Source organism: Flavicella sediminum (assembly GCF_006381105.1).
GTDB classification, from domain to species: domain Bacteria; phylum Bacteroidota; class Bacteroidia; order Flavobacteriales; family Flavobacteriaceae; genus Flavicella; species Flavicella sediminum.
The window spans coordinates 162912-174908 of sequence record NZ_VDET01000008.1; the positions used below are offsets into that span (position 1 = coordinate 162912).

Below are 11997 nucleotides of genomic sequence, written 5' to 3' on the forward strand. Positions count from 1 at the left end.
CAAGGTTATTAGTGGAGACGCCGGGAATCGAACCCGGGTCCAAACAAGCAACCGCAAGGCTTTCTACATGCTTAGTTCTTATTTGATTTTCGTTTTGCAACCGCCTAAAAACCGGCTATTACAAACTTATCTTCTTTAGTTTCGGAAAAACATCGAAGCCTATTTTTCCTATGTATACATTTACGACACCTCTAAATGGAACGCCGCATACCAGGGCTGTCCGGAGATGTACAGCTTGCTCACCTTGTGAGCCTAGGCCAATCTTACTATTAATTCAGATTAAGCAGCCATAGCGTAGTTATCTTCGCCGTGTAAAATGGTTGAAACAGAGTTTAACGAGATATGTTTCCTTACTCGACATGCTTACAAATTGATTGATCTCGCTGTCAAAACCAGTCGTCCCCAATTGTTCAATGAACTAGTCTGCAAAATTAGTCAAATTATTTAGTTTTTAATGTGGAGATTTAAGTTTTTAATTGTTGTTTTACAAAGAATTTAACTTTATTTAGTTTTTCGCAGAAATGGATCAACAAGAATATTTAAAAACCTTGGCACATACCAGAATGCCATTCGGGAAATATAAGGGTACCTATCTTATAGATTTGCCTGAGCACTATATTGTTTGGTACAATGCCAAAGGGTTTCCTAAAGGAAAAATGGGAGACATGCTTCGTTTGGTGTATGAATTAAAACTAAACGGCTTAGAGCATTTAATTCATACCATTAAGAAGAATACTTAAGCTTATCTAATTTTATAATGCAACACCGTTTCGCCGTTGGCAATAATATGTAAGGTGGTGTTTCTTTTTCCCTGACAAGGAATTTTTATCGAAGTTCCATTTTGGTTGACTTCGGGGATGATCGTCGTTAAATAATAATCCTTTTCATAGGCATAGCCCAATTCACAATCGGGAGCCATATTTTTAAATTGCACCGTAATGAATTTTTTGTTTTTAGTAGAAATAAGTCCGGCTAGTGGGCTTTTCAGCGAGATGCAAGAATTGTAAAAGCTTGGAGAATATATCGGCTTGTCTGCAAATTCCTTTTCATGAATTGGATTTGGAATTAGTTGCCAGTTAGAATTTATAGGATAATGAGAATTTAAAAGTTGCTTTGGAGCGGTAAAAAAGAAATGGCCATCAAATTTTCGGATCCATTTGTTGTTTTCACTAAATCCTGCTCCCCAAGTAGCATCAATCAATTGCCACTGTTTGTTTATTTTTACAGCATTCCATGCATGTCTGCCTCCTAATGGAAGTTCGCCAATTTCAGAAGCACTAGTTTTGGTAAAACCGCTTATGACTTCACATTCAATAGCTAATAAATGACAGACAGATTGAAAGGTTTGCGCATAACCTTCACAAACAGCTTTTCTTGTTTTTAAGGTTTTGTGTACCAGTTCATCATTTCGTTTTTTGATGAGATTCTCCAATTCTTTTTGCGAAGCATATCTAAAACTATATTGTTTTTTCCCGCGGTAAAACTCATTTAAATCGTAAGAAATATTTTTCGTGAGCCACACAAATAAGGCTCTTGTTTTTTCTGTGTCTGTAGAAAAATCTTTTTTTATTTGTTTGGCCAATGAGCTAGCCTCTCTAAATAAAGGATATGCACGTGCCTGCTCATCAATTTTATCAAAATTTTGAGCAAAGCCTTTTCCTGTAAAAAGTAAGATTACGAATAGGTAAAAAAACGATTTCATAGCTGTATAAAATCGTTTTTTCTTAATGAGTTGCTTGTCATTTTACGACAAGGTGTTTATTGTTTTTCGGATCGCAACTAAATTGCTCAATAATTTTTCTAGATGTTGTAAGTCTAACATATTGGCACCATCAGATTTTGCATTTGCAGGATCAAAGTGTGTTTCTAAAAACAAACCATCAACACCCGTTGCAATTCCAGCTCGGGCAATAGTTTCAATCATATCGGGTCTACCTCCAGTTACACCACTTGTCTGATTGGGTTGTTGTAAAGAGTGTGTTACATCTAAAACAGTAGGAGCAAAGGCTCTCATTTCTGGAATTCCTCTAAAGTCAACAATCATATCTTGGTAGCCAAACATTGTTCCCCTGTCGGTAATCCATGCTTTTTCGTTTCCGCTATCTTTTACTTTTTGTACCGCGTGCTTCATAGCAGCAGGACTCATAAATTGTCCTTTTTTTAAGTTGACAACTTTTCCTGTTTTTGCAGCCGCAGCTACTAGGTCGGTTTGACGAACTAAAAATGCAGGTATTTGCAATACATCCACATATTCTGCAGCAATAGCAGCATCTTCATTTGTATGAATATCAGTAACCGTTGGTACGTCAAAAGTTTCAGAAACTTTACGTAAAATCTTTAAAGCTTTTTCATCTCCAATTCCTGTAAAACTATCAATTCTAGAACGGTTGGCTTTTTTAAAACTTCCCTTAAAAATAAATGGAATTTCAAGTTTGTCCGTAACTTTTAAGATATGTTCTGCAATGCGTAAAGCCATTTCTTCTCCTTCTATAGCACAAGGTCCAGCTAAAAGAAAGAAATTACCACTATTGGTGTGTTTTAATTTCGGAATAAGATTTAAATCCATGGAGTTTGTTTTTTGTGCAAAGATAGGTTTTCAATTAGCAATGTACAATTCAAAATTATGTAATTGTTAAAACCTGTAGTTCGTTTAAAGTCTTATGTATAAGTTGCGAATTTTAGCGTTTCGTTTTGAGTTTTAAGAAGAAAAATTTATTTTACTCATTACTCATTACTCATTACTCATTACTCATTACTCATTACTCATTACTCATTACTCATTACTCATTACTCATTACTCATTACTCATTGCATCAAATCATAACTTCGATCCCAATCTTTCCAAACAACTTCATAGCCTTGCTGTTGGATCATTTCTTTTATTTCTTGGGTATTTCTTTCATCTGAAATTTCAAATTGTTCTAAGGATTCTGGAGCTACGGCATAACCTCCAGGATTTGTTTTTGATTCTGCGCTTATTGAAGTAATTCCAAGTTTGATAATATTGTTTCTGAAAATTTCACTTTCACGTGTAGACATGGAGAGTTCTACATCCTCATCTAACAGTCTATATGCACAAATTAATTGGACCAAGTCAGAATCTGTCATTTCAACCTTCGGCTGAACGTCTCCTTGGTGAGGTCTTAAGCGTGGAAAGGAAATAGAATACTTCGTTTTCCAGTAGGTTTTTTGTAAATATTTTAAATGAAGTGCTGTATAAAAAGAATCTACTCTCCAATCTTCTAGTCCAAACAATGCTCCAATTCCAATTTTATGAATTCCTGATTTTCCCAATCTGTCTGGTGTATCCAATCGATAATCAAAATTAGATTTTTTTCCTTTGGGGTGATGAGTTTTATAAGTGGCTTTATGGTAGGTTTCTTGGTATACCAAAACAGCATACAAGCCCGCGTCAATTAATTCTTCGTATTCGTTTTGGTCTAGGGGTTGGACTTCTATCGTAATATTTGAAAAATGTTGATTGATGAGTTGAATGGCATGTTTTATATAAGAAACGCCAACGGTTTTATTGGCTTCACCTGTTACTAACAAAATATGATCGTAGCCTAGTCCTTTTATATGTGCTACTTCTTTTAATATTTCCGAATCAGAAAGTGTTTTTCTTTTGATTTTATTGGTCATGCTAAAACCACAATAGGTACAAATATTTTGACATTCATTTGATAAGTACATTGGAATGTACATTTGAATGGTATTGCCAAAACGTTTTTTTGTTAGGGCATTACTTCTTTGCGCCATCTCTTCTAAAAAGGGTTTTGCAGCAGGAGATATTAGTGCTTTAAAATCTTCTAAATTTATTTTTTCTTTTTGAAGTACTGTTTGCACATCCTGCTTAGAAAAAGTATAGATTTCATTTTCTAGCGCATTCCAATCTTGTTTGTCGAAGGTAGTTTTAAAGGACATTGATGATATTTAAGAATTCAGTAGTTAAGAGTTTCTAAATTTTTTAGGCTATTAACTTTTCGCTTTTGGCAAATTTATTTTCAAGCTAAAGGCAAACGGCCAAAAGCGAATAATAATTTTAGTTATTCAAAAAAGAGGTTAACGGACTGCTAGCTTCTGCATGTTTTTTTTGTGGCGCTAATTTAGCCTCATAGGCCATTCTTCCTGCTTCTACGGCCAGTTTAAAAGCTTTTCCCATAGCAATAGGGTTTTCGGAAACCGCAATGGCGGTATTTACCAAAACAGCATCAGCGCCTAATTCCATCGCATAGGCGGCATGAGAGGGAGCACCAATTCCTGCATCTACAATTACGGGAACATTACTTTGCTCAATAATAATTTCAAGAAAATCAGTAGTTTTTAAACCTTTGTTACTTCCAATAGGTGCTCCTAAAGGCATGACACATTGCACACCAACATCTTCTAATTTTTTGCACAAAACAGGGTCGGCATGTATATATGGCATTACTACAAAACCTAGTTTTACCAATTGCTCAGCGGCTTTTAAAGTTTCTATAGGGTCTGGTAATAAATATTTCGGATCTGGATGAATTTCTAATTTGATCCAATTTGTGTGCAGTGCTTCTCTTGCTAATTCGGCGGCAAATACAGCTTCCTTAGCTGTTCTAACACCAGATGTATTGGGCAAAAGATTGATGGTTTTGTTGTTTAAATGCACAAGCATATCATCACTTTCGTTTTTTATATCGACACGTTTTAAGGCAACGGTCACCAATTCACTTTCAGAAGCTAAAATAGCTTCACGCATCAAAGAAACATTTTTGAATTTTCCCGTTCCAGTAAAAAGTCGGGAGTTAAAGGTTTTATCTGCTATTTTTAATAGATTGTTCATTTGTGTAGTAGTTAAGTAGACGAGAAGTTAAAGGTGTTAAGGAGTATCATTATTTCTTAAGCTCTAAATTCCGTATTTTTATTTTTCACTATCGAATTTATACACTTGCTCACTCGTAGATGGAGCGTCTAAAAACGTATTTATTTTTGGAATTAAATTAAAATCTTTGGTAATGGCTCCCGACATAGCAATACCATGGACTTTTGTCATCATAATATCTAAAATATCATCTACTTCAATACCTCCAATTGCAATAATTGGCGTTTCTGTTTTTAACTCTTCAACGATGGTCAAATACCCGTTGATACCTAAAATAGGACTTAGATTTTCTTTGGTTTCCGTAAAACGAAAAGGACCTAGGCCTATGTAATTTACCTTTTTTTCAATTAGTTTTTTACAATCTTCTAAGGTATTTCCTGTGCCTCCAATAATTTGCCAACTGTATAACTGTTTTTTTGCTTCTAGTGGACAAGCATCCGTTTTTCCTAGATGAACACCATCGGCTTTTATTTCTTTGGCAATTTTATAAGAATCGTTGATAATTAGTCTTGTTTGAAAATGATTGGTAATTTCTCTAGCTTCTTGTGCTGTTTTTAGTAGCTTTTTTTCTGAAATATTTTTCAAACGTAATTGTACCAATTCAGCACCCGATTGACAGGCTTGCTGTATGTTTTCTAAATGCTCTTTAGGCGTGTTTCCTTGAGAGATGTAATGTAGTTTATTGATGATCATGTTTGTGTTTTAAGAATGTGGAAATTAGGAGTTAGAATTTAGTATTGCCTTTGAATATGCATTGATTAATTTACCAGTTTCGTTTATTAAATTATTTAGTTTGTCAATATTATTAATATAGCCTAAGTCTTTTGAGAGAATAATGTAATATCTACATTCTTCTAATGACCCATGAGAAATATTAAAGAATCTAACTTTATCTTTAAGACCTTTCTTTTTATATCCTTCTGCTATATTTGCAGCAATTGATGTAGCAGCTCTTTTAAATTGAGAAGTCAATCCATAAGTTTCTTCTTTTGGGAAAGTCTTAGTTGTTGAATATACCAAAAGAGTAAATTGGTGAGCTTTTTGCCACATGATTAAATCCTCAAAAGTGTTTTTCTTCATAATAATAAATTCTAGTTTCTAGCTTCTGTATTCTCAATTCTAACATGCGTTCCCAATAAAGACTCATTAGAGTTTAAAAACTGTTCGATGTAATTTTTTGCGTTTTTGGCAGCATCCTCTAGTTCTATTCCGAAAGCTAAGTTACAAGTTAAAGACGATGACAATACACAACCACTTCCGTGTTTTTCTGAAACTTTATCTACGTTTGGTGGAATGTTGACCATGACAATTCCGCTATGATACAATTCGTCCCAACCTTTTTTATCTTCTCTATGTCCACCTTTTAAATAAATATTTGTTTTACTAGCAATATGCTCCAACGTGTCTTCAATATCTAAATTAGGATATAGCAATTGAATTTCGTCATAATTAGGAGTGATGATATAACACTGTTTCCAAACTTCATCTAACAAATCTTGATTTTCTTCTGTGTGAAAATCAAAACCAGCAGTTGCTTTGATGATAGGATCTAAAACGATTTTTATTTCCGAATTTAACGAGTGTAATTTATCTAAAACAAGTGATAATACTTCCCAAGATTGGATGATTCCTATTTTAACGATGTTGATTTTAAAACGCTCAAACAAAGTTTCTATTTGTTGCAAAATAAGGTCAATAGAAATCCAATGGCAGTTATTAAAATCGATGTCATTCTGAACAGTAACCGCTGTGCAAACAGATAAACCATACAAATTGTGAGCTTCAAAAGTTTTGATATCTGAAGTAAGTCCGGCACCTCCCGAAGGATCATGACCAGCAATGGTTAGTATGTATTTATGATCGTTTATCATTTTATTTTGTCATTCCTGCGTAGGCAGGAATCTTAGTGTTTTAATCTTGTTGTTTGGATTCCTGCCTTCGCAGGAATGACATTCGTATCTTTTAAATAGACTTCGACGAGCTCCGTCTACGTATTTTTTACTTCGAAACCTGATCTTGTTGAAACTTCATCTTTCTAAAATCTTCCACCGGGTTTTCACTATTCCAAATACCACCTAAAACACCCACTCCTTTAAAACCTAATTTATCAAATTCAGCTAAATTTTCTGTTGTAACTCCACCCATACCAATAATGGTTTTGTCAATGTGATTGACATCAAATCCTCTACCATTGTATCCTTGTTTAGAAATAGATGAAAATACAGGACTTAGTAAATGATAATCAAATTCAAAAGTACAATTCTCAAGTTCCTCAGGTTCATGAAAAGAAGAGCTTATGGTTTTTCCGTACATATTATTGAGTTTGACAAAATAATCGGTAGGAGTATCTAAATGATCTCTTCTTTTTTGTTCCTGAAAATGAATTCCTTTTAAAGAATATTCGTTGACCAACTCATGAAAATAATGCACTACAATTCTGTTATGATATTGTTTATTTATCTGATTTAAATACTCACAATGTTCTTGGTAGTTTTTGTATGGTTTTCTAAAATGGTAGTATTCCAAACCTGCTTCGAATAATTCATTTAGAATTTCGATTTCGTTAGGGATATCAGTTTCTGGTGCTATTAGGATGATCATGGGAATTAGCTTAACAATTAGTGATTTTCAATTAACAATGTACAGAGAACAATTGACAATGCGAACATACAAATCATTCTTACATTATTAACTGTCCATCGCACATTGCAAATTGTTCATTGATTACAAATACACTTCTGATCCTTTTTCTTTAAATTCTTGAGATTTTTCTTGCATTCCTTTTTGAAGAACTTCGTTATCGTCAGTAATTTCATTTTCAGCTGCAAAATCACGCACTTCCTGAGAAATTTTCATAGAACAGAATTTAGGTCCACACATAGAACAGAAGTGAGCTACTTTTGCACCGTCGGCAGGTAAGGTTTCATCGTGATATTCCAAAGCACGTTCTGGGTCTAATCCTAAATTGAACTGATCTTCCCAACGGAATTCAAAACGAGCCATACTCAAGGCATTGTCTCTGTGCTGAGAACCCGGATGACCTTTGGCTAAATCGGCAGCATGAGCCGCTAATTTGTAAGTAACCACACCTACACGAACGTCTTCTTTATTAGGTAATCCTAAGTGTTCTTTTGGCGTTACGTAACACAACATAGCACAACCAAACCAACCAATCATAGCAGCACCAATACCTGAGGTGATGTGATCATAACCTGGAGCAATATCCGTAGTTAAAGGGCCTAATGTGTAAAAAGGAGCTTCGTCACAAACATCAATTTGCTTTTCCATGTTTTCTTTAATCATGTGCATGGGTACGTGACCTGGTCCTTCAATAAAGCACTGCACTTCGTGCTTACGGGCAATTTGAGTCAATTCTCCTAAAGTTTCTAATTCGGCAAACTGAGCAGCATCATTTGCATCAGCAACAGAACCTGGACGTAAACCATCTCCTAAAGAAAAAGCAACATCGTAAGATTTTAAGATTTCACAAATTTCTTCAAAGTGCGTGTATAAGAAACTTTCTTTATGATGAGCCAAACACCATTTTGCCATAATAGATCCTCCACGAGATACAATTCCTGTAACACGATTAGCGGTCATAGGAACGTAGCGTAATAAAACTCCAGCATGAATGGTAAAGTAATCTACTCCTTGTTCTGCTTGTTCTATTAACGTATCACGGAAAATTTCCCATGTTAAATCTTCAGCCACACCGTTTACTTTTTCTAAAGCTTGGTAAATTGGCACAGTTCCAATAGGTACTGGAGAGTTACGTACAATCCACTCACGAGTTTCATGAATATTTTCTCCTGTAGATAAATCCATAATGTTATCTGCTCCCCAACGACAAGCCCAAACAGCTTTTTCTACTTCTTCTTCAATAGATGAAGTAACTGCAGAATTTCCAATATTTGCATTGATTTTTACCAAGAAGTTACGACCTAAAATCATAGGTTCTGCTTCTGGGTGATTGATGTTTGATGGAATTACCGCACGACCTCTAGCAACTTCTGAACGTACAAATTCAGCAGTAATTTTATCTGGAATAGAAGCTCCAAAGTGTTCACCTTTGTGTTGCTTTCTAATTTCCGTCATTTCGTCAATTCGTTGGTTTTCACGAATAGCGATGTATTCCATTTCTGGCGTAATAATTCCTTTTTTAGCGTAGTGTAATTGGGTTACGTTTTGTCCTTTTTTAGCACGTTTTGGTTTGTGCTTTAAGTTAAAACGCATGTGGTCTAAACTTCTATCGTTTAAACGTTCGTTACAATATTTAGAAGAAAAACCGTCTAATTCTTCTACATCTCCACGATCTAAGATCCACTGTTCTCTAATTCTTTCAATTCCAGCATGGATGTCAATCTCCTTGTTAGGATCTGTATAAGGTCCAGAAGTATCGTACACCGTTACAGGTTCGTTTGGCGTTTTCTTTTTCGTTATTGAATCTGTTGTGTCGCTTAAAGAAATTTCACGCATCGCCACTTTAATTTGTGGATGAATTTTTCCTTCTACGTAAATCTTTTTAGAATTAGGAAACGGATTTCTTGTAATTCCGTCTTGTTTTGGTGCCGTGTCTTTGTTTTTCATTTTTTTATGGTATTGGCTATTGGCCTTTGGCTTTTAGCTCGTTATTATTTGTTATTTAGGTGCTAATGGCTAACAGCCAAAAGCTAATTGCTGAAAGTTATCCTCCCTGTGTAGCTTGAATAATAAGAATAGAGTCGTTGTTGTTTAGCTGAGTTTTCCCCCAAGTTTCTTTAGGAAGAATAGTTGCATCTATAGCCACAGCAATTCCGTTTAAAGGAGAGTTGATTTGATGTAGGAGTTCCACAATAGTGGCATTTTCTTTAATGCTAACGGTGGAATTGTTTACTTGAATAGAAATCATTAACAGTTGTTTTAAAATAGGAAGGTGTAAAACAAACTGCTTTGAATAGGTGTGTTTCAAAAAAAGCACACATAGAAAGATAGTAAACAAGTATTTCAACTCGTTTTCACTTTTCCCTTCGACGGTACTAACCGCATCAGGTTCAAAGGGTATGTCTCAGTTCCAAAAGGAACACCCCTAAAGTTTACGCAGCAAATGTAAGTAAAAAAATATGAGGAAAAGAAATGTGAGAATTTGATTTTTTAAATTCAAGGAATAAAAGTGTATTTTTAAACTTCTTTAATTTTTTGAAAAAGATTATTCTATGAAAATTATAAAAATAAAAAGCATTTTCTATACTGTTACAGTCTTGCTGTTGGTGCATTGCACTAGCGAAAAAGTTAGCGTAAATTTATTAGAAGGTACTATTGATACTGTTTTGGTAAAAAAGCATCTATATACTTTGGCGTCAGATGACATGCAAGGAAGAAAAGCAGGAACTCCTGGAATTGAAAAAGCAGCAAAGTATATTGAAGGGGAGTTTGAAGCTTTAGGATTGAAAACTTTTCAGGGAGCCAATTCGTATCGACAAAATTTTACCAAAGAAAATTTAGCGTTGTTTAATGTCATCGGTGTTTTGGAAGGAAATTCTAAAAAGGAAGAATTCGTAGTGATTTCTGCACATTACGATCATTTAGGAATTTTACCAGCCGTAAACGGAGATGAAATTGCCAATGGAGCAGATGATGATGCTTCTGGCGTGACGGCTGTTTTATCCTTAGCCAGTTATTGGTCGAAAAGAGGAGATAATGAAAGAACGCTTGTTTTTATTGCTTTTACAGCAGAAGAAAAAGGACTGTGGGGATCTAATTATTTTGGAACCAAAATTTCGCCAGAGAAATATATAGCCGGTATTAATATAGAAATGATAGGGAAGGATTCTAAATTTGGTCCTAGAACAGCTTTTTTAACAGGTTTTGAAAGGTCTTCCTTTGGAAAAATAATACAAGAAAATTTAAAGGGAAGCAATTTTACCTTACATCCAGATCCTTATCAAAAATTTAATTTGTTTTACAGATCTGACAATGCTTCATTGGCAAAATTAGGAATTCCAGCCCATACTTTTTCTACGTGTCCTATAGATACGGATGCCTACTACCACACGGTTGATGACGAAGTAGAAACTTTAGATTTACAAAACATTGCAACAACAATAAAAGCCATTGCCATTGGAACGGCATCAATAATTAATGGAAAAGATACGCCTAGCAGGGTTTCGGTTGAAAAATAGGTTTTGAAAAGCTCAATCCTAAAAAAGAAGCAATAAATTGTGTGATAATTTTATATATTCGATTTTAGCAATTAGAAATTACTTCCAAATTATGGCATACAACGAATTTTTAGCAGAACGTGTTCATCGTTTTTTTACAGACAATAAAGTAGCATTTAGAATCATGAAAATGATGGGAGGTTTGTGCTATATGGTAAATGAAAAAATGTGTATTGGTGTGATAGAAGAAGCTGTAATGGCTAGAATTGGCACAGAAAAATACGAAGCGGCTTTGCTAAAAGAAGGTTGTGAAGAAAAGATAGACTCCATAAGAGCAATGAAAGGTTATGTGTTTTTAACAGAAGACGCTACCGACATGGATGCTGATTTGGCCTATTGGTTGCAATTGGCATTGGATTTTAATCCCTTGGCAAAAGCGAGTCCGAAGAAAAAGAAAAAAACAAAGTAAAATAAAAAAGCTTCCGAAGAGGAAGCTTTTTTTTATATTTAAAATTGGTATCTAATCCCTAATGCAATGTCAGAATTTAAACCATCATAGGCATCACTAAATCCAAACTCTGGTCTGATATCTAAAGATAAAAGTAATGGAATGTCAAAGTTGTATTCAATACCAACAGTTCCAGAAGCAAATACTGCCGTGTTAGACACGCTGTCTTTTTTCCAAGAACCCAATCCACCACCAAAACCGGCATACCAATTCATTTTTTCGCTTAATTCTTTTAAGTCCCAAACCCATTGGTAATTTGCTGCTAGTTTGAAAGAGCTAACTCCGTCGCTATCTCTAAGTCCTAGATCTAATTCTAGTCGGTTTGATTTTTTTAGTAGATGTTGATAAGAAATTTCAGCGCCCAAACCACTGTTATCGCCAAATCGCAATCCAATAGCATTTTTTGAAATACCTTGTGCGTTTACAGAAAAAATGGCTGCTGTAAAAAGACAGATACTTAAAATAATTTTCTTCATAATGTTTCTTGTTTTTAATTT

Annotated in this window: 14 protein-coding genes, 1 other RNA gene and 1 riboswitch; of the genes, 3 read left to right on the top strand and 12 right to left on the bottom strand. The window is 34.7% G+C overall.

Annotated elements, in window-relative coordinates:
- Positions 1–9: 9 nt before the first annotated feature.
- Positions 10–404, bottom strand: a transfer-messenger RNA (tmRNA) gene (gene ssrA, locus FGM02_RS10775).
- A 117-nt stretch (positions 405–521) separates the two neighbouring features.
- Between ssrA and FGM02_RS10780 the strand changes: the two genes are divergently transcribed.
- The gene (locus FGM02_RS10780) at positions 522–740 is read left to right on the top strand and encodes a DUF3820 family protein (protein WP_139958388.1); all 219 of its coding nucleotides are present in this window, start codon (positions 522–524) and stop codon (positions 738–740) included.
- A gap of 2 nt (positions 741–742) precedes the next feature.
- On the opposite strand, the gene FGM02_RS10785 is transcribed toward FGM02_RS10780, so the two are convergent.
- From FGM02_RS10785 to thiS, 10 genes are all read right to left on the bottom strand, one after another.
- Positions 743–1702: a transglutaminase domain-containing protein gene (locus FGM02_RS10785; protein WP_139958389.1), complete on the bottom strand. Its 960-nt coding sequence runs from the start codon at positions 1700–1702 to the stop codon at positions 743–745.
- A gap of 42 nt (positions 1703–1744) precedes the next feature.
- Positions 1745–2566: a 3-deoxy-8-phosphooctulonate synthase gene (gene kdsA / locus FGM02_RS10790; protein WP_139958390.1), complete on the bottom strand. Its 822-nt coding sequence runs from the start codon at positions 2564–2566 to the stop codon at positions 1745–1747.
- 239 nt (positions 2567–2805) lie between these two features.
- Positions 2806–3924, bottom strand: a complete 1119-nt coding sequence (thiH, locus tag FGM02_RS10800; protein WP_139958392.1) for a 2-iminoacetate synthase ThiH — start codon at positions 3922–3924, stop codon at positions 2806–2808.
- Between the two features lie 118 nt (positions 3925–4042).
- A complete protein-coding gene (locus FGM02_RS10805) occupies positions 4043–4816 on the bottom strand; it encodes a thiazole synthase (protein WP_139958393.1) in 774 nt (257 codons plus the stop codon).
- A gap of 78 nt (positions 4817–4894) precedes the next feature.
- Positions 4895–5545 carry a thiamine phosphate synthase gene (gene thiE / locus FGM02_RS10810; protein WP_166461172.1) on the bottom strand — a complete coding sequence of 217 codons (651 nt, stop codon included), beginning with the start codon at positions 5543–5545 and terminating at the stop codon, positions 4895–4897.
- A gap of 27 nt (positions 5546–5572) precedes the next feature.
- The gene (locus FGM02_RS10815; RefSeq protein WP_139958395.1) at positions 5573–5935 is read right to left on the bottom strand and encodes a four helix bundle protein; all 363 of its coding nucleotides are present in this window, start codon (positions 5933–5935) and stop codon (positions 5573–5575) included.
- 11 nt (positions 5936–5946) lie between these two features.
- Entirely contained in the window at positions 5947–6726 is a 780-nt protein-coding gene (locus tag FGM02_RS10820) for a hydroxymethylpyrimidine/phosphomethylpyrimidine kinase (RefSeq protein ID WP_139958396.1), read from the bottom strand.
- A gap of 127 nt (positions 6727–6853) precedes the next feature.
- Entirely contained in the window at positions 6854–7456 is a 603-nt protein-coding gene (locus FGM02_RS10825; protein WP_139958397.1) for a thiamine phosphate synthase, read from the bottom strand.
- Positions 7457–7579: 123 nt separating this feature from the next.
- Complete coding sequence (gene thiC, locus FGM02_RS10830; RefSeq protein WP_139958398.1) at positions 7580–9442, bottom strand: phosphomethylpyrimidine synthase ThiC; 1863 nt, start codon at positions 9440–9442, stop codon at positions 7580–7582.
- 97 nt (positions 9443–9539) lie between these two features.
- Positions 9540–9743: a sulfur carrier protein ThiS gene (thiS, locus tag FGM02_RS10835; protein WP_139958399.1), complete on the bottom strand. Its 204-nt coding sequence runs from the start codon at positions 9741–9743 to the stop codon at positions 9540–9542.
- A gap of 96 nt (positions 9744–9839) precedes the next feature.
- Positions 9840–9932, bottom strand: a riboswitch (TPP riboswitch).
- A 115-nt stretch (positions 9933–10047) separates the two neighbouring features.
- On the opposite strand from thiS, the gene FGM02_RS10840 reads away from it, so the two are divergent.
- Positions 10048–11013 (top strand): M20/M25/M40 family metallo-hydrolase, encoded by a 966-nt coding sequence (locus FGM02_RS10840; RefSeq protein ID WP_139958400.1) that lies wholly within the window; start codon positions 10048–10050, stop codon positions 11011–11013.
- Positions 11014–11104: 91 nt separating this feature from the next.
- Positions 11105–11461, top strand: coding sequence for a TfoX/Sxy family protein (locus tag FGM02_RS10845; RefSeq protein ID WP_139958401.1), 357 nt, complete (start codon positions 11105–11107; stop codon positions 11459–11461).
- 38 nt (positions 11462–11499) lie between these two features.
- Here the strand turns inward: FGM02_RS10845 and FGM02_RS10850 are convergent, their stop codons facing one another.
- Positions 11500–11976 (bottom strand): hypothetical protein, encoded by a 477-nt coding sequence (locus FGM02_RS10850; RefSeq protein ID WP_139958402.1) that lies wholly within the window; start codon positions 11974–11976, stop codon positions 11500–11502.
- Positions 11977–11997: the final 21 nt, after the last annotated feature.